The organism is Kitasatospora sp. NPDC096147 (assembly GCF_044763225.1).
GTDB lineage: Bacteria > Actinomycetota > Actinomycetes > Streptomycetales > Streptomycetaceae > Kitasatospora.
The window spans coordinates 136,592-158,477 of record NZ_JBIWFX010000016.1 but is presented as its reverse complement, the minus strand read 5'-3'; the positions used below and the strand labels follow the sequence as shown (position 1 = coordinate 158,477).

Here is a 21,886-nt window from a genome sequence, read left to right as displayed (position 1 = left end):
GCGCCGATGGTACTGCAGGGGGGACCCTGTGGGAGAGTAGGACGCCGCCGAACAATCATTCAAGAGAAGCCCCCTGACGATTCGTCAGGGGGCTTTTCTGCGTTAATCTTCGCCAATGCAGAACCTGACCCTGACCTGGCAGACCTCCGGTGGTGCCGGCGTCGCGTTGTTCGGCGCGGCCTATGCCGCCAAACGGTGGGGGAAGCCGGGGCTCGGACTGGCCTGTCGGGAGGCGGGGACGCTGCTGGCGCTGTTCACGCTCTGGCAGTTGGTCGGGCACCTGTCGTTGGTGAGCACGGACCACGCGCTGGACCGGGCGGAGTGGATCCACCGGACGGAGCTGGACTGGGGGCTGCCGGACGAGGCGGCCTGGCAGCGGGTGGCCCGGGAGTACCCGTGGCTGATCTCGGCGTCGAACTACTACTACGCGACCATGCACTTCGGCGCGATGATCGCACTGCTGGTCTGGGTGTTCGTCCGGCACCGCGACCGGTACGCCTGGGTGCGGAACACGGTGGTGCTGACCACGGCCGCCTGCCTGCTGATCCAGTTCCTGCCGGTGGCGCCGCCCCGGATGCTGCCGGGGAACGGCTTCGTGGACGTGGCGGCGGAGTACGGGCAGTCGGTGTACGGCGGCGCGGTGGGCGGGGTGGTGGAGGCCCAGCTGTCGGCGATGCCCTCGGTGCACGTGGCCTGGTGCGTGATCGTGGCGGTGGCCGTGCTGGCGATCGCCCGGACGCCCTGGCGGTGGTTGGCGGTGCTGCATCCGGTGCTCACGGTGTACGTGGTGGTGGTGACGGCCAATCACTTCTGGGCGGACGGGCTGGTGGCCGTCGGACTGTTGATGATCGTCTATCTGGTGCTGAACGCGGTGGCCGGTTGGCGCGGATCGGCCGACCGGCCGGCGGCCGTGGAGTGGGAGAAGGCCAAGGAGACGGCCGCCGGCTGAGCGGGGTGGTTCCGACGGTGGGTCAGGAGGTCAGGCCCGCCTGGGCGGCGAGCAGGGCGGCCTGTACCCGGGTGTCCGAGCCGGTGCGGTCCAGGACCCCGTCGACCAGGGTGCGGACCCGGTCGGGGCCGATGCCCAGGCGCAGGGCGATCTCCAGGTTGGGCATGCCGTCGCCGAGCAGGGCGAGCACCTCGCGCTCGGTCGGGTCGAGGGCGGCGATCCGGCGCTCGGCGTCGGTGGTGGGGTCCGCCGGTTCGGCGGGGCCGCCGTCGAGCATCCGGCGGACCACCAGGCCGGTGACGCCGGGGGAGAGCACGGCGTCTCCGGCGGCTGCGGCGCGGACGGCGCTGATCAACTCCTGCGGGCCGTCGTCCTTGAGCAGGAAGCCGGTGGCACCGGCACGCAGTGCGCGGGTGACGTTCTCCTCCTCGCCGAAGGTGGTGAGCATGACGACGGCGGGCCGGGGGTCGAGCCGGACCAGTTGGTCGATCGCGGCCAGGCCGTCGAGGACGGGCATCCGGATGTCCAGCAGCACGACGTCCACGGGATGGCGGGCGGCGTGGGCGACGGCCTCGGCGCCGTCGGCGGCCTCGGCGGTGATCTCGATGTCCTCGGCGTGCCGGAGGACCAGGCGCAGGCCGGCCCGGATGCCGGGTTCGTCGTCGGCGAGCAGGACCCGGATGGGGGCGGTCCGCTCGCCCGGCTGGTCGGTCACCTGATGGTCGGTCATCTGCGGCTCCGGCTCTGGTGGTCGGTCAGGGCGCCAGGGGGGTGGTGAATGTGGTGATTTCGGTCAAAGTGCCGTCTTCGAAACAGTAACGGGTGACGTAGAGCCGGTCGCTGCTCGTCAGCCGACTGGTGTACGGGAAGAGGCAGGAGGTGGTGCCCTCGGGCCGGACGGGCTCGCGGCCGGCGGCGGCGGAGCGCACGGCGGAGCTGTCGGAGCCGACCACCGAGACCACCTGACCCTCGGTCATGCCGGGGTGCACCGCGCTGGTCGGTGGCGGGCCGTCGTAGGGACGGGTCTGCTGCACCAGGCCGAGGCCGAGCAGCAGGATGACGCCGAGACCGGCCAGGCCCAGGGCGGCGGAGACGGCACTGGCCAGTTGGCGGCGGAGCCGGGCGGCCGGGCCGCCGGCCAGCACCGGGAGGATGCCGGTGCCCGGGGCGCTCTCCGGGCGGTCGGTCCGGCGGCCGTTGGCGGGCGGTTCGGTGGGGAGGACGGCGCGGACCTCGAAGCCGTCCGGGACCGGGCCGACGGTGAGGCGGCCGTCGAGCACGGCGACCCGCTCGCGCAGCCCGTCGAGGCCGCGGCCACTGCCGAGGCCGGTGGTGACGGTGGGCGGCACGGGCGGGCGGCCGTTGTGCACCACCACTTCGACACTGCCGGGGAGCTGTTCGACTGTCACCTCGACGGCGGAGCCGAGGGCGTAGCGGTGGATGTTGGTGAGGGATTCCCGGACCACCCGGTTCACGGCCCGCCGGACCTGGGGACGGATCTCGGTGAGGTCCTCGCCCTCCCAGTGGAAGGCCACCGCCACGCCGGCCGCCCGGGACTCCTCGACCAGGGCCAGGATGTCGGCCCGGGTGCCGGTGGCGTCGGTGAGCGCGTCGGTGCCGGTGTCGCGGCCGACCGGGCCGAGCACGCCGAGCACCTGGCGCAGCTCGTCCATCGCGTCCCGGCTGGCCCGGCGGAGCTGCTCGGCCTCGTCGCGCAGCTCGGGTGCCTGTCGGTCGAGGGCCAGCTCCAGGCCGCCCGCGTGCAGTGAGATCAGGCTGAGCCGGTGGCCGACCAGGTCGTGCATCTCGGCGGCGATCCGGGAGCGTTCGTGCAGCCGGGACTCGTTCTCGGCGGAGCGCTTGGCCCGTTCGGCGGCGGCGGTGCGCTCGCGCAGCGCGCCGACCAGCTGGTCCTGCTGGCCGGCGGCGGTGCCGACCAGGCCGGGGATCAGCACGGCGACCACGGCCAGCACGCCGCCCTGGGCGATGGCGTACTGCCACCGGCCGCCCTGCCAGTAGTCGAGGCGGACCTCGCTGGTCAGCAGGGGGAGCAGGGCGGCGGCGACCAGCAGCAGATCGCGCCGCAGGGCGCGGGCGGAGCGCCGGGAGGTGGTGTAGGCGACGATCGCGGTGAGCATCGCGGCGCTCGGCAGGATGCCGACCAGCGCGGCCAGGCCGAGCAGTGCGGCGTCCGGGTGGCGGTGCCGGGCCAGTGAGAGCAGCAGGGCGAGGGCGCCGAGGGCGACCAGGGTGCTGCGGGCGAAGAGCCCGCTGAGGCCGACGCTGTGCAGGGCGGCGAAGGTGACCAGCAGGACGCAGCCGCCCACCACGGCCTCCACCAGCCACCGGCCGGGCGGTCGGTCGGCGTCCGGTCGGTCGGCGGGGAGCAGCGGTACGAAGCGCATCTCCCGATTGTGCCCGGAGCGGAATGCCGTGCTCTGGAACGCGACGGCTACGGGATCACGCGGCGGCGACGGAAGTCCTCGAAGATCTCCAGGAACATCGCCTCGGTGTCCACGTACTCGTGGAAGCCGAACCGGCGGGCCTTGGAGCCGTCGGCGAACATGTCGTAGTCCCAGGAGAGGACGAAGTCGCCGAAGGCCCAGGACGAGACCTCGTCGTAGGAGTGGGCCAGCCCGTACTTCTCCACCATCGCCTGCCAGACCGGCTCCTTGTCGGCCATCACCTCGGCCAGTGGGAGCGGGACGCCCGGGGCGGTCTCCAGCTCGAAGTACCGGGCGATGGCCGGCCACAGGCCGCTCCAGCGGAACAGGTCGCCGTTGTTGATGTTGAACGCCTGGTTGGCGCAGCGCTGTTCGGTGGCGGCCCAGACGGTGGCCCTGGCGAGCAGGCCGGCGTCGGTCACTTCGAGCAGGGCGTCGTAGGCCCCGGGCTTGCCGGGGAAGCGGAGCGGGAGGCCGAGCTCCTTGGAGATGGCCGCGTAGACGGCGATCACCATGGCGAGGTTCATCGGGTTCCCGAGGGCGAAGCCGGTGACCACCGAGGGGCGGATCGCGGTCCAGGTCCACGGCTGCCCGGCTTGGCGGCTCTCCAGCAGGGTCTGCTGGGAGTGCATGAACTCGGGCGGCATGAAGGAGGGATCGCTCTCCTTGGCGGGGGTGCGGAACGGGCCGAGGTGGGCGCCGTAGACCTTGTACCCCTGCATCAGGCTGACGTGCCGCAGGCCGGTGGCGGCGGGCAGGACGGCGTCCAGGACGTTGGTGAGCATGGTCAGGTTCGGTGCGACCAGCCCGGCCCAGGTCGGGCGGTCCTGGTAGGCGGCGTAGAAGACGTGGGTGACCTCGTGCAGGCCGCCGAGCTTCTCCTTGCTGTCGACGGCGTCCAGCAGGTCCGCGCTGACGTACCGGAGGCGGTCGGCGGGCTCGCCGCCCCGGCGGGAGACGCCGATGACGTCCCAGTCGCCGAGGGCGAGCAGGTGCTCGGTGAGGTTGCGGCCGATCACGCCGTTGGCGCCGACGACGAGGGCGGTCTTGCGGTCGGTGCTGGTCATGACGGGCCTCCTGGCGGGCGGTGCGGTGCGGTGCAGTGCTGGTGGGTGGGTGCGGCGGTGGGTACGGATCGATCATCGACCGGGAGGGCGGCATGAGTCCAAGACCGGGTTCTTCTCCCTGACATAAGCTCAGCTCATGCTGACGCTGAGGCAGTTGGAGTACCTGGTCACCATCGTCGAGCAGGGGTCGTTCACCCGGGCCGCCGAGCTGCTGCACGTCAGCCAGCCCGCGCTGTCGCACCAGGTCCGGGTAATGGAGGGGCTGCTCGGCGGCCCGCTGCTGGAGCGGCTGCCCCGGCAGGTGCGGGCCACCCCGATGGGGCGGGCGGTGCTGCCGCACGCCCGGGCCGCGCTGGCCGAGGCCGGGCGGGCGGTGGCGGCGGGGCGGGACTGCGCGCGGGCCGGTGCGGGGGAGGTGGAGCTGGCCACGCTCTACGGGTACAGCCTGGGGTTGCTGCCCGCGGTGCTGCGGGTGTGGCACCGGGAGCGGCCCGGTGCGACGGTGCGGCTGCGGGAATACCGGCACGCGGAGGAGTTGGCGGAGGCGGTCGCCGGGGGCGTCGCGGACCTGGCGCTCGGGCCCCAGCCGCAGGGGTGGGCGGGGCCGCTCTGGGAGCTCGGCGAGGAGGAGTTCCTGCTGGTGCTGCCGGCTGACGATCCGTCGGAGGTGGCGGCGGGCGGTGAGCTGGAACTGCGCTCGCTGGCCGGCCGGAGCTGGGTGCACTACGCGGCCGGGAACGGGCTCGCCGACCTGCTGGACCAGGTCTGCGGGGCGGCCGGCTTCCGCCCGGTGGCGGCGGTCCGCACCGAGCAGACGGCGGCCGGCCCGCTGCTGGCCTCGGCCGGCCTCGGGCCGACCCTGGCCGCCGCCCACGCCCTGCCGCCGGGCCTGCCCGGACGGCTGCACCGTCCGCTGCCGCCGGTCCGGCGGCAGCTCGCGGTGTACGCCCGGAACGAGCCCGATCCGTTGACGGCGGAGCTGGTGGCGACGGTGCGGCGGGAGGCTGTGCTGCTGCCCGAGCACGTCCGGGAGCGGCTGACGGGCTGACGGGCTGTCGGTGGTGGTGGCGGGGAGCCCGGGCCGGGCGCCGGCAGGTCGGTCCGCTCGGCACGGGCGGGCGAGGGCCGGGGACGGAGCACCGCTTGTTACGCATTCGGCGGGCCGGACCAAGTAATGGATGTCAACTGATCGGTGGACCCGGGCAGTGGTTCGCCCGCCGGAGGATGGGAGGGAGGAGCGATGGACGGAGGACGGCATGAGCGGCGGCGGCGGTGGCCGGGCGTGGTGGGCAGGGCTGGGGCTGGCGGCGGTGGTGCTGGCGGGCTGCGGGTCGGCGGCACCGTCGGGGCCGGTGCGGTCCGGTTCGGCCGCTTCGACGGGGGTGCCCTCGGCCGGAGCACCGTCGAGCGGAGCACCGTCGAGCGGGGTGCCTTCGCCGGGGGCGCCTTCGAGTCCGACGCCGTCCGGGTCGGTGGCCGGTACCCGGGAGACCTTGCTGGTGGCCGACTTCGGGGGAGACACCGTGACCTTCGTGGACCCGACGGCCGGAGCGGTCGGCTCCGCGCGGGTCGGGACGGCGCCCTGGGGTGTGGCGCTCGGGCCGGACGGGCGGGCCTGGGTGGCGGCGGCCGAGGGGGTGGCCGTGGTGGACACCGCCGCCCGGCGGGTGACGGGCACGGTGCCGTACCGGACGGCGAGCGGGCCGGTGACCACCGGGGAGTACCGGGGCGGGGGGATGGGCATCGCCGTCTCGCCGGACGGGCGGCGGGTCTACGTGGGGGTCAACGTGCCGGGGAAGTCAGGGGTGTTGGAGGTGATCGACACGGCGACGCAGCAGGTGACCGGCGTGGTGCCGGTCGGTCGGCGGCCGTTCGACGTGCTGGTGGCTCGGGACGGGCACGAGGTGTACGCCGTCGGGCACGACTCCTTCGACGTCACGGCGGTGGCCGCCGACACCCTCAGCCCCCGCCGGATGGAGGTCGCGCCCTACGGTACCGAGGGCGGGCTCGGCTCCTGGCTGAAGCCGCACTACGCCGAAGTCGGCGGCGACGGACGGCTGTTGCTGCCCTTCGAGGGGGAGCGGCTGGCAGTGCTCGATCCCGCCGACGGTGGGGTGACGGTCCGTCCGATGACGGCCGACACCCACCAGCACGGCACCGCCCTGGCCCCGGACGGCACCCTGCTGGTGGTCGGCACCGGCCCGATCGACGGCAGCGATCACGGCCCCTCGCTCACCGTCCGTGCTCCGGACGGCACCGAGCGGGTGATCCCGCTCGACGGGCCGCACGAGGAGGTCGCCGTCTCCCGGGACGGCCGCACCGCGTACGTGACCGGCGGCTTCTCCCGGCCGGGCGGCTGGGACGGGATCACGGTGGTGGACCTGGCGAGTGGCCAGGCGCGGCGGGTGGCGGCCGGGAAGCTGCCGCTGGGGGTGGTGGTGCTGCCGGCTCGCTGACGACCCGCCACTACTCGAAGCCGAGGCGCTGGTTGTCCGTGCCGTAGACGCTGTACGACCTTGCGAGCTGGTCGGTGACGGCCAGGGCGAACCACCGGACCCGAGGGTCCCCGAGGGAGTACAAGGTCGGCTCGACGGTGCTCCCGTCCGGGCCGCGCACCACCACCCGGGTCGCGTCCGCAGCCACGGCGGCGAACCGGACCCACGGTGGGGCCCCGTCCGCCGGATCGGCCCTCAGCGGGAGGACATCGCCGATCAGGCCACCCTCCGGCGGGGTCCGGGTGAGCGTCACCCGGTCGGGCGGGAGCTCCCAGGTGAAGTCCTTCGGCATCCGCTCGCCGTTCAGGGTCAGGTGGAAGTTGACCCACAGCGAGTCGGCGAGGTGCTCGTCGGGGCCGGTCGGCATGGTACTGCTGTGGGTGGCGAGCTCCTCGACCCGCATCAACTCGGCCCGTTCCGCGGCCCGTTCACGCCCGGCGGCCGGCCACAGGGTGGCCCACGCCTCCCAGTGGCCGGCCGCGACGTCGCCCTCGGCGAGCTTGGTGTGCACCGGGAGAAGCGAGGCCGTCGGTCCGTCGGCGGGCGAGGCCGGTGCGCCCCGGCGGAAGCCGTCCGGTGCGGCGAGCGTCCCGCCGCCCGCCACGAGTACGACGGCCGCCACCACCCCGGCGATCACGGCCCGGCGGCGCAGCCTGCGGCGCCGGCCGCCGCTGAGCACGGCGGCGACGGGGGCCGGGCCGAGCGGGGCGCTCTCGGCCACGGCGGCGAGGAGGGCGGTGAGGTCGGCGGGAGCTGTGGGAGGGTCGGCGGGGCCGGTGCCGAGCCGGGCGGGCGGGTCGTTCCGGGGGGTCACTTGCCGCCTCCGACGGTGGTGGTGAGGTCGAGCAGCACCGAGCTGGCGCGCAGTCTGGCGATGCCCTTGGCGGTCTGGCTCTTCACGGTGCCGACGGAGCAGCCCATGGCCTCGGCGGTCCGGGTCTCACTGAGGTCCTCCCAGTAGCGCAGCACCACGGCCTGGCGCTGGCGCGGTGGCAGGGTGGCCAGGGCCGCCAACAAGGCGGCCCGCTCGTCGAGTCGGCCGTAGTGGTCGGGGCCGGCGCTCTCCGGGACGGCGGTCACCAGGTGTTCGCGGGGACGGCGGCGGAAGCGCCGGGCATGCTCGTTCAGCAGGATCCGGCGGACGTAGGCATGCCGGTCGTCCGCGCTGCGGACCCGGCCCCAGGCGACGTAGGCCCGTTCCAGGGTGGACTGGGCCAGGTCCTCGGCGGCGTGCGTCTCCCCGGCGAGCAGGAAGGCGGTCCGGGTCAGCCGGGACCAGCTGGCGGTGATGAACGCCTGGAACTCGGTGTCGCGTTGGGCTCGCTGATCTGCCATGAACACCTCCTCCCCTCCTAGATCCCGGAGAGGTCCCGGACCGTTGCCCGCCGGGCGCAGGAGATTTCACCGGGTCGCCGGGCGGGCGGGACGACGGAGCCCGGCAGAACGGAGCCCGGCCGGAACGGAGCCGGGCAGAACGGAGCCGGGCCACCCCGTGGTGGGGTGGCCCGGCTTCGATGGGGGGATCGGGTCCGTCGGGTGGTGGGGCACCCGGCGGACCCGGAACTACCCAGTGGGGTGGGTCACTTGGTGGGGAGCAGGGCCCGGCCCCAGCCGCCCTCGGCCAGCGAGGCGGTGGCGGAGTACCAGGCCGCCAGGCCGGCCACGGCGGCCAACCAGGCACCGGCCTTGCCCAGGCTGCCGGTGCTGGTCAGCACGCCCAGCGCGCTGAGCACCAGCGAGACGAAGAACAGGCCCCAGACGAGCCGGCCGAGCAGGCCCGATCCCCAGGCGGCCAGCGCCAGGCTGAGCACGAGCAGGGCCCAGAGCAGCAGGAACAGACCGGTGGCGTTCTTGCTCGCGCCGCCGCCTGCTGACCAGACGGCCCAGAAGGCGCCGAGGGCGGTGAAGGCGGTGCCGGTGAAGCCGTCACCGCTGCGCAGCTGCCAGAGGCCGGCCACGAACAGGGTCAGGCCGCCGACCAGGTGGGCCAGTCCGGCCGCGTCCTTGACGCCGGCGCCGGAGAGGATGCCGGTGCCGAGCAGCCCGTAGGCGAGGAGGGTCAGGCCGAGAGCCAGGTAGCCGAGGTTACCGGCGTCGGCGGTGCGGATGTTCGCCCCGGAGGCTTCGTTGCTCACCGGAGGCTCCTTTCACTCATGGTGTGCCGCATCAGGGCGGCTGGGAGCGTGTGCGTGGAGTGGGTGCGCGTGCCGGGGCCGGGGGCGCACGGGACGGAGCTGTCCCACGGTGCGGGCGGCGGCGGCGAAATGATGAACCGGCAGGTCGGAGCTGCCGGCGAGTCCCCTACCGGGGTCTTCCCCGGTGAGATCTGTGTACCCACCCGGTTGTGGCTTGTACCCTTGTGAATCCCACAATTTGTCGGGTCGTCAGATGTCGGGCGGCGACGCTTGACCGCTTGCGGTCCGGGAACGACCGGTTCGGCGACCGACGCCGGTCGAGCCCCGGCCCGGCCGGGCCGGGTCAGCCCGCGCGCTGCTCCGGCACCCGCAGGGTGAGGATGGCCATGTCGTCCGAGGGCGGCTCGGGGGCGAAGCGCTCCACCGCCCGCTGCACCCGGGCGGCCACCGCGCCGGCGGTCAGGCCGGTGCAGCCGGTGAGGACGGCGGCGAGGCCGTCGTCGCCCAGCATCCGGTGGCCCTCCCGGCGTTCGGTCACCCCGTCGGTGACGCAGAGCAGCACCTCGCCGGGCTCCAGCACCACCTGCTCGGCGGTCAGCTCCAGGTCCTCCAGTACCCCGAGCAGCGGCTGCGGGGTGGCGGCGGGGCTCACCCGGCCGTCGGTGTGCAGCCGCAGCGGCAGCGGGTGTCCGGCGCAGACCAACGACAGCTCGGTACAGCCGTCCTGGCGCGGGGTCAGCTCGCCGTAGAGCAGGGTGAGGAAGCGCGAGCGGCTGCCCTCGTCGAGGATCGCGCCGTTCAGCCGGGAGAGCAGCTGCGGGCCGTCCAGGCCCTCCCGGGCCAGCAGCCGCAGGGCGTGCCGGGCCAGGCCGGTGACGGCCGCCGCCTCGGGGCCGGTGCCGCAGACGTCGCCGATCGCGAAGCCGTAGGTGCCCTCGCGGATCGGGAAGATGTCGTAGAAGTCGCCGCCGACCTCGTTCCCCTCCCCGGCGGCCTGGTAGAAGACCTCGACCTCCAGGCCCGGGATCACGGGCAACTCCGGCGGCAGCAGGGCGCGTTGGAACGCCTGGCTGGTGGCGGTGCGCTCGGAGTAGAGCCGGGAGTTGTCCAGGGCCAGGGCGGCCCGCCGGGACAGGTCCTCGGCCAGCTCCAGCATCTCCTGGCGGAACCGCTGGCCGGTGGAGACGCCGAGCACCAGCAGGCCGATCACCCGGTTGCGGGCCACCAGCGGGAGCACCACGGTCTCGCCGAGCAGCCCGGCCAGCTCCGGACTGTCCGTCAGCCCGGCCTGCCGGGCGGTCTCGGCGGGGGCGGCCCAGAAGGTCACCCCGGCGTCCCGGGCGGCGTCCGGCGCCGGGGTCTTGTCGAGCAGGTCGCGCAGCCGGTCGATCAGGTCCTCGTCCTGGTGCAGCACGAAGGCCAGCTCGGCCCCGCTGTCGGCGCTGGTGTAGACGGCGCACCAGGAGGCCAGTGTGGGCACCGCCATCTGGGCCATCAGGGCCAGGGTCTGGCCGAGTTCGAGCGTCCCGGCGAGCAGGTCGGAGGCCTCCACCAGGAAGGAGAGCGAGCCCCGGCGCAGCCGCTCCAGCTCGGTCAGCCGGGCGCTCTCCAGGGCCAGCGCGACCCGGTCGGCGGCGAACTGCAGCCGCAGCGCGTCCTCGTTGTCGTACCGGCCGGCTCCGGTGGCGGCCACGCCGAGCGAGCCGGTCAGCCGGCCGTCCACCTTGAGCGGCACGGTGATCAGCGAGCGCAGGTCCGAACCGGCCAGCAGCGGAACGACGTTGGGCCGGAGGGCGAGGTCCTCGTGCACGGCGGGCAGCCGGGCCGAGTCGTAGCGGCCGGCCCCGGACTCCACCGGGATCGGGGCGTGCCGGCGCAGGCCGCCGGGCAGACCGGTGGCGGCCCGCAGCTCGAACTCGGTCTCGTCGTCCGTGGTCAGCAGCAGGTAGGCGGCGTCCGCGTCCAGCAGGTCCCGGGCCCGTTCGACGATCCGCTGGAGCAGCCCGCCCAGGTCGTCCGGGCCGAGGTGGCCCACCAGCAGGTCGATCGGCTCCACCCCGGCGGGCGCGTCCACGGCGGTGGCGGGGGAGCGCAGCACGGCCCGGTCGTCGTCGCGGACCAGCAGGCAGAGCGTGGACGGTTCGCCGTGGGTGTCCCGGATCCGTACCTGGACGGCGTACAGCTCGACGCCCTCGCCGCCGGCACCCGTCCCGCCGCCGCCGCCGACGACGGCCGCGCCGTCCGTCCGCAGCGCGAAGCCGCCCTCCCAGCGGGCCAGCCGGAGCGTCTCGGCCAGGCCGGGCCCGGACGGGGGCCAGTCGAGCAGCCCGGCCCAGTCGGTGCCGAGCAGCTGCTCGGCGGGCCGGCGCAGCAGCACCTCGGCGTCGGGGTTGCAGGAGCGGACGGTGCCGCGCTCGTCGATCTGCACCACACCGACCAGCACCGGGCCGTCGTGGTCGGGCAGTTCGCCGCCGGGCAGGCTGGGCAGCGCGTACCGGGTGCCGGTGTGGTGCTCGGGCAGGGCCAGCCGGAACCAGACGGTCTTGCGTCCGGCCGAGTACTCGACGCCCCAGCAGTTGGAGATGGCGGAGCACATCAGCAGGCCCCGGCCGCCCTCGCCGTCCAGGTCGCCGAACTGGTCGGCGCCGGGCGCGGGGACGTTGGCGAAGGAGGGCAGGCCGCGTTCCGGATGACGGTCCGTCACCTCGATCCGGACGGTCTCCTGCTCGCGCAGCACGGCCACCTCGGCGGAGGTGCCGGCGTGCACCACCGCGTTGGTGACGAGTTCGGAGACCAGCACCACGGCGTCGTCCACCACCTCCGGCAGTCCCCAGCCGAGCAGGGCGTCCCGGACGAAACCGCGTGCGGCACCGGCCGACCGGCCCTCCGGCTCGAAGGTGGCGGCTGCGCGCGCGGTGACCACGTGCCACGTCTCCCATCAGCTCCGACTGCCCGGGCCGTCCCCGTCTTCGGACGGAGCCGGGGCCGGTGCAGCGTCCCACCCTACTTACCGGTGGGCCGTGTGTGGGGCGCGGGCGCGGAAAGAAGCACCTGAGGGTGATTTCGGCGCCCGGTTTGCACCACCTCGGTGCAGAGCCTGTGCAAGGGGACGGACACTCGACGGCGGTGCTGCCAGACTGGGGGGTCCGCAGCACCCGCCGGTCAGGTTACGGTCGAGGTGCGCCGGCGTCCGCCCCGAGTGCGGCGGGCCGGTGGCCGCCCCGGCGGGGGACGGCGCGGAGACGGTCACGATGCGGGAGGACCTCGACGTGAGTTCGGCCACCAAGGACGTACCCGGCACCACCCCGGCCGCCGGCCGCAGCGGTGGCCGTCCGGCATCCCGCCCTGCCCCGGGCCGTCGCCCGAACCACAACCGGGGGGCCGAGCCGGCCGACCTGCGCAAGCTGCTGGCCGCCCTCACCGCGATGCGCGACGGCAACTTCCGCCGCCGCCTCACCGTGCCGGGCGACGGCCCGCTGGCCGAGATCGCCGCCGTCTTCAACGAGGTGGCCGAGCGGAACCAGCACCTGACCGGCGAGCTGGCCCGGGTCCGCCGGGCGGTGGGCCGGGAGGGCCGGCTCTCCGAGCGGCTGGAGAGCGGGGTCGGCGAGGGCGCCTGGATGGCGGCGGTCGACAACTGCAACGCGCTGATCGACGACCTGGCCCGCCCGATGGCCGAGGTCGGCCGGGTGCTCACCTCGATCTCCGAGGGCGATCTGGACCAGCGGATGGAGCTGCGCTCGATCCACACCAACGGGGCCAGCCACCCGCTGCGCGGCGAGTTCCTCAAGGTCGGCCGGACGGTGAACGGGCTGGTCGACCAGCTCGGCGAGTTCACCGCCGAGGTGACCAGGGTCGCGGTCGAGGTCGGTACCGAGGGCAAGCTCGGCGGCCAGGCCAGGGTCCGTGGCATGTCCGGGAGTTGGAAGGACCTGGCGGACTCGGTCAACACCATGGCCGGCCGGCTGACCGCCCAGGTCCGCAACATCGCCGAGGTGACCACCGCGGTCGCCAAGGGCGACCTCTCGCACAAGGTCACGGTGGACGTGGCCGGCGAGATGCTGGAGCTGAAGAACACCGTGAACACCATGGTGGACCAGCTCAACTCGTTCGCCGCCCAGGTCACCCGGGTGGCCCGGGACGTGGGCACCGAGGGGCGGCTCGGCGGCCAGGCCCAGGTGCCCGGGGTGGCCGGCGTCTGGCGCGACCTCACCGACTCGGTGAACTTCATGGCGAACAACCTGACCGACCAGGTCCGCAACATCGCCGAGGTGACCACCGCCGTCGCCAAGGGCGACCTGTCCCGCAAGATCGAGGTCGACGCCCGGGGCGAGATCCTCGAACTCAAGAACACCATCAACACGATGGTCGACCAGCTCTCCGGCTTCGCCGAGCAGGTGACCAGGGTGGCCCGCGCGGTGGGCACCGAGGGCATCCTCGGCGGTCAGGCCCAGGTGCCCGGCGTGGCCGGGGTCTGGAAGGACCTGACCGAGAACGTCAACTCGATGGCCAACAACCTGACCTCCCAGGTGCGGAACATCGCCCAGGTGACCACGGCCGTCGCCAAGGGCGACCTCTCGCAGAAGATCCAGGTGGACGCGCGCGGCGAGATCCTGGAGCTGAAGAACACCATCAACACGATGGTCGACCAGCTCGGCGCCTTCGCCGACGAGGTCACCCGGGTCGCCCGGGACGTGGGCACCGAGGGCATCCTCGGCGGCCAGGCCAGCGTGCCGGGGGTCTCCGGCACCTGGAAGGACCTCACCAACAGCGTCAACCTGATGGCCAACAACCTGACCAGCCAGGTCCGCAACATCGCCGAGGTGACCACGGCGGTGGCGCGCGGCGACGTCTCCAAGAAGATCACCGTCGACGCCCGTGGCGAGATCCGCGAGCTGGTGCTCACCGTCAACACCATGGTCGACCAGCTGTCCGCCTTCGCGGACGAGGTGACCCGGGTGGCCCGCGAGGTCGGCACCGAGGGCATCCTGGGCGGCCAGGCCCGGGTCTCCGGCGTCTCCGGCATCTGGCGGGACCTGACCGACAACGTGAACTTCATGGCCTCGAACCTGACCTCGCAGGTGCGCAACATCGCCGAGGTCGCCACCGCGGTGGCCCGGGGTGACCTCTCCAAGAAGATCACCATCGAGGCGCAGGGCGAGGTGGCGGCACTGGCCGGCACCCTGAACACCATGGTCGACCAGCTCTCGGCCTTCGCCGTCGAGGTGACCCGGGTCGCCCGCGAGGTCGGCACCGACGGCATCCTGGGCGGCCAGGCCGGCGTGCCCGGCGTCGCCGGGATCTGGAAGGACCTGACCGACAACGTCAACCTGATGGCCAACAACCTGACCGGCCAGGTCCGCAACATCGCGCTGGTCATCACCGCCACCGCGCGCGGTGACCTCTCGCAGAAGATCGACGTGGACGCCCGGGGCGAGATCCTGGAGCTCAAGACCAGCATCAACACCATGGTCGACCAGCTCTCCGGCTTCGCCGACGAGGTCACCCGGGTGGCCCGCGAGGTGGGCACCGACGGCCGCCTCGGCGGCCAGGCCCGGGTGCCCGGGGTGGACGGCACCTGGCAGGACCTGACCGAGTCGGTGAACGAACTCGCCAACAACCTGACCCGGCAGGTGCGCGCCATCGCCCAGGTCGCCACCGCGGTGACCCGGGGCGACCTGAGCCTGCGGATCGACGTGGACGCCTCCGGTGAGCTCGACGAGCTCAAGGACAACATCAACCAGATGATCGGCAACCTGCGCGAGACCACCCGGACCAACCAGGAGCAGGACTGGCTGAAGACCAACCTGGCCCGGATCTCCGGTCTGCTCCAGGGCCGCCGCGACCTCGAAGCCGTCGCCTCGCTCATCATGACCGAGCTGACGATGACCGTCTCGGCCCAGCACGGTGCCTTCTTCCTGGCCCAACCGGCTGGGCGCAACGCCGAGTTGATCGCCGAGGACGACGACGAGAACGACACCGTGCTACGGCTGATCGGCTCCTACGGCTACCAGCGCCGCTCGATGCCGACCACCTTCCGCCCGGGCGAGGGCCTGATCGGCCAGGCCGCCGTGGAGAAGCGCTCGATCATCCTCAAGGAGACCCCGCCCGGCTACCTGAAGATCGCCTCCGGCCTGGGCGAGGCCAGCCCGGCCCACGTGGTGGTGCTGCCGGTGATGTTCGAGGGCCGGCTGCTCGGCGTGATCGAGCTGGCCACCTTCTCCTCCTTCACCACGGTGGCGCTCGACTTCCTGGAGCAGATCGCCGATCTGATCGGGGTGACCGTCAACACCATCAGCGTCAACACCAAGACCGAGGGCCTGCTGCTGGAGTCCCAGCGCCTGACCGCCGAACTCTCCATGCGATCGGCCGAGTTGGAGGCCCGCCAGGAGGAGCTGGAGCGCACCAACGAGGAGCTCCAGGAGAAGGCCGAGCAGCTCGCCCAGCAGAACCGCGACATCGAGATCAAGAACAGCGAGATCGAGGAGGCCCGGCAGATCCTGGAGGAGCGCGCCGAGCAGCTCGCGCTGGCCTCGCGCTACAAGAGCGAGTTCCTCGCCAACATGTCGCACGAGCTGCGCACCCCGCTCAACTCGCTGCTGATCCTGGCCAAGCTGCTCTCCGACAACAACGAGGGCAACCTCTCGCCCAAGCAGGTCGAGTTCGCCGAGACCATCCACGGGGCCGGCTCCGACCTGCTCCAGCTGATCAACGACATCCTCGACCTCTCCAAGGTCGAGGCCGGCAAGATGGACGTCCGGCCGGCCCGGATCGCCTTGGTCCAGCTGGTCGACTACGTGGAGGCCGCGTTCCGTCCGCTCACCCTGGACAAGAACCTGGACTTCGCGGTGGTGGTCTCGCCCGACCTCCCGGTCACCCTGCACACCGACGAGCAGCGCCTCCAGCAGGTGCTGCGCAACCTGCTCTCCAACGCGGTCAAGTTCACCGACAGCGGCGCCGTCGAGCTGCGCATCCGCAAGGCCGACGAGCGCGACGTGCCGCAGCACGTCCGCGAGCAGCTGCTGGAGAACGGCGTGATCGGCGACCCGGACGAGCCGCTGATCGCCTTCTCGGTCTCCGACACCGGCATCGGCATCCCGCGCAACAAGCTCCGGGAGATCTTCGAGGCCTTCAAGCAGGCCGACGGCGGCACCAGCCGCAAGTACGGCGGCACCGGCCTCGGACTCTCCATCAGCCGCGAGATCGCCCGGCTGCTCGGCGGCGAGATCCACGCCGAGAGCGAGCTCGGCACCGGCTCCACCTTCACCCTCTACCTGCCGCTGCGCAGCGAGGCGCTCGAACTCCCCGGCCAGGAGCGGCCCGCGCTCCCCGGCCCGATCCGCGCCACCATCGCCGTCACCCCGGTCGGCACCCCCGTCCCGGTCCACGAGAACCCGGCCGAGCACTGGGCGCAGGAGGTCCGCGAGCTGGCCGAGGTGCGCCGCCGGGGCGCCGCCGAACGCCGCCGGGCGGCGGCCGAGGACGTCCCGACGGTCCGTCAGGAGCCGGTCGTGCCGGTGCCCGCGCAGTTCGAGGGGCGGTTCGCCGGCGAGCAGGTGCTGATCGTCGACGACGACATCCGCAACGTCTTCGCGCTCACCAGCGTGCTGGAGCAGTACGGCCTCACCGTGCTCTACGCGGAGAACGGCCGGGAGGGCATCGAGGTGCTGGAGCAGCACGAGGACGTGGCCCTGGTGCTGATGGACATCATGATGCCGGAGATGGACGGCTACGCGACCACCGAGGCGATCCGCCGGATGCCGCAGTTCGCCGGGCTGCCGATCATCGCGCTGACCGCCAAGGCGATGAAGGGCGACAAGGAGAAGAGCCTCGCGGCCGGGGCCACCGACCACGTCACCAAGCCGGTGGAGACCGACCACCTGTTGGCGGTGATGCGCCACTGGCTCCCTTCCGCCACGGGCAGGTAACCGCCGGGGGCGCGCTCTCCCACCGCACTGGCGGGTCCGGCCGGGAACGGGGTAAGGTCGCCCATCGTTGCGAACAGTGACCGAACGGTGACGTGGTGCTCGGGTCCCGGCCTGCGCCGTTGTGGGATTCGGCACTGCCACGGTGCCGGATCGCCCGGAGCGGCCTGGCGGGCGAGGGGGTGCGGCTAGCATGACCGGTGCGGTGTTGGGCGTCACCAAGGCGCCCGCGATCGGCAGGCAACCGGCAGGAGGGCGGGTCGTGGTGCAGAAGGCGAAGATCCTCCTGGTCGACGACCGGCCGGAGAACCTGCTGGCGCTGGAGGCGATCCTCTCCGCGCTGGACCAGACGCTGGTGCGCGCCGCGTCCGGTGAGGAGGCGCTCAAGGCGCTGCTCACCGATGACTTCGCGGTGATCCTGCTGGACGTCCAGATGCCCGGCATGGACGGCTTCGAGACCGCCTCGCACATCAAGCGGCGGGAGCGGACCAGGGACATCCCGATCATCTTCCTGACCGCGATCAACCACGGGCCGCACCACACCTTCCGGGGGTACGCGGCCGGGGCGGTGGACTACATCTCCAAGCCCTTCGACCCGTGGGTGCTGCGGGCGAAGGTCTCGGTCTTCGTCGACCTGTACGTGAAGAACTGCCAGCTCAAGGAGCAGGCGGCCCTGCTGCGCCTCCAGGTCGAGCAGGGCGAGGCCACCGTGCTCGGCGAGCTCTCCGCCCGGCTGGCCGCCGTCGAGGAGCAGGCCGAGGCGCTCGGCAAGCAGCTCGGCGACTCCGCCGACACCACGGCCGCCGCCACCGCCGCCCACCTGGAGCGCAAGCTGGCCGGCCTCCGCAAGGCCCTCGACGCGCTGAAGCCGGGCGCGAACCAGTAGGAGGAGCGGGCGCGGGGAGCGGCAGCGCCTGCGCCCGGCTGACGGTGGTTCAGGTGCGTTCGCCGGCCCCCGGCCCGCGCCGTACCCCGCGCCCCCGGCCCGACCGCCTCCGCCCTCCGCGCCCCGGTGGATCGCCTGCATCCGTTCCGCAGACCGTTTCTGACGGCGCGACACGGCGAGTCGAGCACGTGTCCGGTGCCCCCGTGCGCCGGTAGGCTGCTGTCCCATGGCCACACGTACGCCCGGCGCGGCAGCGCGCAACCCGAAGCCCGGGCCGGCCAAGAAGGCCCCGGCGAAGAAGGCCGCGTCCCCCGCGAGCAGGTCGGCCGTGACCAAGCCTCCGGCGAAGAAGGCGACGGCGGCCAAGCGCGCGCCCGCCAAGAAGGCGGCTGCAAGCCGCCCTGCGCCCCCGCAGGCCCCCGCACGCCGCCCGATACTCTTCCGCGCCGTCCGCGCCGTCTGGCTGGGCCTCGCGCACGCCGTGGGCGCCGCCTTCCGGGGGTTCGGAGACGGCGCGAAGAACCTCGACCCGGCGCACCGCAAGGACGGGGTGGCGCTGCTGCTGCTCGCCCTCGCGCTGGTGACCGCCGCCGGGACGTGGTTCAGCCCGCAGGGGTGGCTCGGCGAGCCGACCACGGCCGTGGTCTCCGGGCTGTTCGGCCGGCTCGACGTCCTGGTGCCGTTCCTGCTGCTGGCGGTCTCGGTCCGGCTGATGCGCAAGCCGGGCGCACCGGAGGCCAACGGCCGGGTCGCGGTCGGGCTGAGCGCCCTCGCGCTCGGCGTGCTCGGGCTGGTGCACATCGGCTGCGGGGCGCCCGCGATGGGCAGCGGGGCGTCCCGGATCAGGACGGCCGGCGGCATCCTCGGCTGGGCCTCCTCGACGCCGCTGATGACCGCGGCCGGGCCGATGCTGGCGGTGCCGCTGCTGCTCCTGCTGAGCTTCTTCGGCCTGCTGGTGGTGACCGCGACGCCGGTCAACCGGATCCCCGAGCGGCTGCGCCTGCTCGGCGAGAAGCTCGGCGTGGTCGAGCCCGCCGAGCTGCCGGAGGACGAGCACGGCGACCCGCTCGACCGCGAGTACTCCACCGCCCCGCCCGAGGACGCCGACCCGGACGCGATGCCGTTCACAGTGGAGGACGCCGAGGACGGGGCGGGCGGCCGCCGGCGGCGCCGGCGCAGGCGGGCGGACCAGCCGGAGCAGGACGACCATGGCACCGCCGGGGACCCGTTCCAGACCAGGGACATCGCGGCCGGGGTGGCCGCCGACCTGGACGGTGCGCTCACCTACGGCGTGCCCGCCTCGCCCGCCGTGGCCAGCATGCTGCACCAGGTCAAGGACCACACCGCCCCGCCCGAGGAGCCCGCGGTCCCCGCCGCCCGCGCCTCGGACGCGCCTGACGGCCACTCACCCGCCCCGGCCCGGATGGAGCAGCTCCAGCTCGCCGGCGGCGCCGGCTACGCGCTGCCCTCGCTGGACCTGCTGGAGCGCGGCGGCCCGGCCAAGGCCCGCAGCGCGCTCAACGACGAGGTGGTGGCCCAGCTCAGCGGCGTGTTCTCGGAGTTCAAGGTGGACGCCCGGGTGACCGGCTTCACCCGGGGCCCGACGGTCACCCGCTACGAGGTGGAGCTCGGCCCGGCGGTCAAGGTCGAGCGGATCACCGCGCTGGCGAAGAACATCGCCTACGCGGTGGCCACCCCGGACGTGCGGATCATCTCGCCGATCCCCGGCAAGTCGGCGGTCGGCGTGGAGATCCCCAACCGGGACCGGGAGATGGTCACCCTCGGGGACCTGCTGCGCTCGCGCACCGCCACCGACGACCCGCACCCGCTGGTGGTCGGCATGGGCAAGGACGTCGAGGGCCACACCGTCACCGCCAACCTGGCCAAGATGCCGCACGTGCTGGTGGCCGGCGCCACCGGCGCGGGCAAGTCCTCCTGCATCAACTGCCTGATCACCTCGGTGCTGGTCCGCTCCACTCCGGACGAGGTGCGGATGGTGCTGGTCGACCCCAAGCGGGTCGAACTGACCGCCTACGAGGGCATCCCGCACCTGATCACCCCGATCATCACCAACCCGAAGAAGGCGGCCGAGGCGCTCCAGTGGGTCGTGCGCGAGATGGACATGCGCTACGACGACCTGGCCGCGTTCGGCTACCGGCACGTGGACGACTTCAACGCGGCGGTCCGCAGCGGGGCGCTCAAGCCGCCGCTGGGCAGCGAGCGGGAGTTGACGCCCTATCCGTACCTGCTGGTGATCGTGGACGAGCTGGCCGACCTGATGATGGTCGCCCCGCGCGACGTCGAGGACTCGGTGGTCCGGATCACCCAGCTGGCCCGGGCGGCCGGCATCCACCTGGTGCTGGCCACCCAGCGCCCCTCGGTGGACGTGGTGACCGGTCTGATCAAGGCCAACGTGCCGTCCCGGCTGGCCTTCGCCACCTCGGCGATGGCCGACTCCCGGGTCATCCTGGACCAGCCGGGCGCGGAGAAGCTGATCGGCAAGGGCGACGCGCTGTTCCTGCCGATGGGCGCCTCCAAGCCGGTCCGGATGCAGGGCGCCTTCGTCACCGAGGCGGAGATCGCCAAGGTGGTGCAGCACTGCAAGGACCAGCTGACGGCCCGTTACCGCGAGGACGTGGTGGTCGGCGGCGGCCCGAAGAAGGAGATCGACGAGGAGATCGGCGACGACCTGGACCTGCTGATCCAGGCGGCCGAGCTGGTGGTCTCCACCCAGTTCGGCTCCACCTCGATGCTCCAGCGCAAGCTGCGGGTCGGCTTCGCCAAGGCCGGCCGGCTGATGGACCTGATGGAGTCCCGGGGCATCGTCGGCCCGAGCGAGGGCTCCAAGGCCCGGGACGTGCTGATCAAGCCGGACGAGCTGGACGCGGTGCTCATCACCCTGAAGGGCTGATCCCGTGGAGGTGCGGGCACCGCATCCTCACCCGATCGGAGGAGGGGAACCGTCCGCCGTCCGGGTACGTCCCACCGTGCAGCCGTCGGAGCTGGGCTGACCCGTCGTCAGCCCGGCGCCCGTGCGGCGCACGTTCGGGCCCACTCCGCTTGAGAAAGCCTCGGGGCCCGCCCCTAGACTGTTCTCTCAGCAGGTGGCCAACGCTCGAAAGGCGCGCTCAGTGACCATCGGCAAGTCCTCGCACAGGTCCTCCGACCCCTCAGCCGTGCCGGAGCCCGCCGTGCCCGCCGCCCCCGAGGTGGCGATCGGCCGGGTGCTCTCGGACGCCCGCCGGCAGGCCGGGCTGACGGTCGACCAGGTCAGCGCCGACACCCGGGTCCGGGTGCCGATCCTGCACGCCATCGAGGACGAGGACTTCTCCCGCTGCGGCGGCGACGTCTACGCCCGGGGGCACATCCGGGCGATCGCCAAGGCGGTCGGGGTGGACGGCGACGCCCTGGTGGCCGCGTACGACGCCTCGCACGGCGGTGCCCCCGCCGCCCGGCGCCCGGTGCCGCTGCCGGACGCCGGTCCGATCAGGATGGCCGACCACCGGCGGCCGAACTGGACCGTCCCGATGGTGGCCGCGATCTTCGTGGTGGTCGGCCTGATCGGCTTCAACCTGTTCTCCGGCGACCGCACCCCGACGGTGGTCGGCGAGGCCAGCGCCCCGCTCTCGGCCACCGCCCCGCCGTCGCCGAGCGCCTCGGTGCAGCCCCCGGCCCCGGCCCCCAGCGTGGCGGCGATCGCCGCCGCCCCGGCCGACAAGGTGACCGTGAAGCTGGTCGCCGAATCCGGCACCAGCTGGGTCTCGGCGCTGGACGGCAAGGGCAAGTCGCTGTTCCAGAACAACCTGGAGCAGGGCGGCGACCAGACCTTCACCGACCCCAAGCAGATCAAGCTGGTGATCGGCAACGCGGGCGCCGTGCACCTGTACGTCAACGGCAAGGACCTCGGTCCGGCCGGTGCGGACGGCCAGGTCAAGCACCTGACCTACACCCCGGGAGACCCGCAGGCCGGGTGAACCGGAGGGCG

The 21,886-nt window shown here is 73.2% G+C and carries 14 protein-coding genes; 7 read left to right on the top strand and 7 right to left on the bottom strand.

The window, feature by feature from the left end; genetic code table 11:
* Positions 1–115: 115 nt before the first annotated feature.
* The gene (locus ACIRBX_RS33440; RefSeq protein ID WP_402303031.1) at positions 116–949 is read left to right on the top strand and encodes a phosphatase PAP2 family protein; all 834 of its coding nucleotides are present in this window, start codon (positions 116–118) and stop codon (positions 947–949) included.
* 22 nt (positions 950–971) lie between these two features.
* Here the strand turns inward: ACIRBX_RS33440 and ACIRBX_RS33435 are convergent, their stop codons facing one another.
* From ACIRBX_RS33435 to ACIRBX_RS33425, 3 genes are read right to left on the bottom strand one after another with little or no spacing between them, the layout of a single operon-like run.
* The gene (locus ACIRBX_RS33435) at positions 972–1,679 is read right to left on the bottom strand and encodes a response regulator (protein WP_402303029.1); all 708 of its coding nucleotides are present in this window, start codon (positions 1,677–1,679) and stop codon (positions 972–974) included.
* Positions 1,680–1,704: 25 nt separating this feature from the next.
* Positions 1,705–3,354 (bottom strand): sensor histidine kinase, encoded by a 1,650-nt coding sequence (locus ACIRBX_RS33430; protein WP_402303027.1) that lies wholly within the window; start codon positions 3,352–3,354, stop codon positions 1,705–1,707.
* A 47-nt stretch (positions 3,355–3,401) separates the two neighbouring features.
* Positions 3,402–4,460: an SDR family oxidoreductase gene (locus ACIRBX_RS33425; RefSeq protein WP_402303024.1), complete on the bottom strand. Its 1,059-nt coding sequence runs from the start codon at positions 4,458–4,460 to the stop codon at positions 3,402–3,404.
* 136 nt (positions 4,461–4,596) lie between these two features.
* Here ACIRBX_RS33425 and ACIRBX_RS33420 point away from each other — a divergent pair, with 136 nt between their 5' ends.
* Both ACIRBX_RS33420 and ACIRBX_RS33415 read left to right on the top strand, forming a co-directional pair.
* Positions 4,597–5,508, top strand: coding sequence for a LysR family transcriptional regulator (locus ACIRBX_RS33420; protein ID WP_402303022.1), 912 nt, complete (start codon positions 4,597–4,599; stop codon positions 5,506–5,508).
* A gap of 208 nt (positions 5,509–5,716) precedes the next feature.
* Positions 5,717–6,916, top strand: coding sequence for a hypothetical protein (locus tag ACIRBX_RS33415; protein ID WP_402303020.1), 1,200 nt, complete (start codon positions 5,717–5,719; stop codon positions 6,914–6,916).
* A gap of 10 nt (positions 6,917–6,926) precedes the next feature.
* On the opposite strand, the gene ACIRBX_RS33410 is transcribed toward ACIRBX_RS33415, so the two are convergent.
* The 4 genes from ACIRBX_RS33410 to ACIRBX_RS33395 all read right to left on the bottom strand — a co-directional run bounded on the left by ACIRBX_RS33410 (position 6,927) and on the right by ACIRBX_RS33395 (position 12,013).
* Complete coding sequence (locus ACIRBX_RS33410; protein ID WP_402303017.1) at positions 6,927–7,769, bottom strand: hypothetical protein; 843 nt, start codon at positions 7,767–7,769, stop codon at positions 6,927–6,929.
* Positions 7,766–8,290, bottom strand: a complete 525-nt coding sequence (locus tag ACIRBX_RS33405; protein WP_402303015.1) for a SigE family RNA polymerase sigma factor — start codon at positions 8,288–8,290, stop codon at positions 7,766–7,768. Before ACIRBX_RS33405 ends, ACIRBX_RS33410 begins: the two co-directional genes overlap by 4 nt.
* Positions 8,291–8,535: 245 nt before the next feature.
* Positions 8,536–9,090 carry a GPR1/FUN34/YaaH family transporter gene (locus ACIRBX_RS33400; protein ID WP_402303013.1) on the bottom strand — a complete coding sequence of 185 codons (555 nt, stop codon included), beginning with the start codon at positions 9,088–9,090 and terminating at the stop codon, positions 8,536–8,538.
* A 343-nt stretch (positions 9,091–9,433) separates the two neighbouring features.
* The gene (locus tag ACIRBX_RS33395) at positions 9,434–12,013 is read right to left on the bottom strand and encodes a SpoIIE family protein phosphatase (protein ID WP_402303011.1); all 2,580 of its coding nucleotides are present in this window, start codon (positions 12,011–12,013) and stop codon (positions 9,434–9,436) included.
* A 502-nt stretch (positions 12,014–12,515) separates the two neighbouring features.
* On the opposite strand from ACIRBX_RS33395, the gene ACIRBX_RS33390 reads away from it, so the two are divergent.
* The 4 genes from ACIRBX_RS33390 to ACIRBX_RS33375 all read left to right on the top strand — a co-directional run bounded on the left by ACIRBX_RS33390 (position 12,516) and on the right by ACIRBX_RS33375 (position 21,875).
* Positions 12,516–17,018, top strand: coding sequence for a HAMP domain-containing protein (locus tag ACIRBX_RS33390; RefSeq protein WP_402303043.1), 4,503 nt, complete (start codon positions 12,516–12,518; stop codon positions 17,016–17,018).
* Positions 17,019–17,277: 259 nt separating this feature from the next.
* Positions 17,278–17,901 carry a two-component system response regulator gene (locus tag ACIRBX_RS33385; protein ID WP_402303041.1) on the top strand — a complete coding sequence of 208 codons (624 nt, stop codon included), beginning with the start codon at positions 17,278–17,280 and terminating at the stop codon, positions 17,899–17,901.
* A gap of 226 nt (positions 17,902–18,127) precedes the next feature.
* Positions 18,128–20,812 carry a DNA translocase FtsK gene (locus ACIRBX_RS33380; RefSeq protein ID WP_402303009.1) on the top strand — a complete coding sequence of 895 codons (2,685 nt, stop codon included), beginning with the start codon at positions 18,128–18,130 and terminating at the stop codon, positions 20,810–20,812.
* A gap of 193 nt (positions 20,813–21,005) precedes the next feature.
* Positions 21,006–21,875, top strand: coding sequence for a helix-turn-helix domain-containing protein (locus tag ACIRBX_RS33375; RefSeq protein WP_402303008.1), 870 nt, complete (start codon positions 21,006–21,008; stop codon positions 21,873–21,875).
* Positions 21,876–21,886 lie beyond the last annotated feature (11 nt).

Coding starts and splice junctions, on each gene's coding strand:
- ACIRBX_RS33440 (WP_402303031.1), top strand. CDS start 116: ATGCAGAACCTGACCCTGACCTGGCAGACCTCCGGTGGTGCCGGCGTC.
- ACIRBX_RS33435 (WP_402303029.1), bottom strand. CDS start 1,679: ATGACCGACCATCAGGTGACCGACCAGCCGGGCGAGCGGACCGCCCCC.
- ACIRBX_RS33430 (WP_402303027.1), bottom strand. CDS start 3,354: ATGCGCTTCGTACCGCTGCTCCCCGCCGACCGACCGGACGCCGACCGA.
- ACIRBX_RS33425 (WP_402303024.1), bottom strand. CDS start 4,460: ATGACCAGCACCGACCGCAAGACCGCCCTCGTCGTCGGCGCCAACGGC.
- ACIRBX_RS33420 (WP_402303022.1), top strand. CDS start 4,597: ATGCTGACGCTGAGGCAGTTGGAGTACCTGGTCACCATCGTCGAGCAG.
- ACIRBX_RS33415 (WP_402303020.1), top strand. CDS start 5,717: ATGAGCGGCGGCGGCGGTGGCCGGGCGTGGTGGGCAGGGCTGGGGCTG.
- ACIRBX_RS33405 (WP_402303015.1), bottom strand. CDS start 8,290: ATGGCAGATCAGCGAGCCCAACGCGACACCGAGTTCCAGGCGTTCATC.
- ACIRBX_RS33390 (WP_402303043.1), top strand. CDS start 12,516: ATGCGCGACGGCAACTTCCGCCGCCGCCTCACCGTGCCGGGCGACGGC.
- ACIRBX_RS33380 (WP_402303009.1), top strand. CDS start 18,128: ATGGCCACACGTACGCCCGGCGCGGCAGCGCGCAACCCGAAGCCCGGG.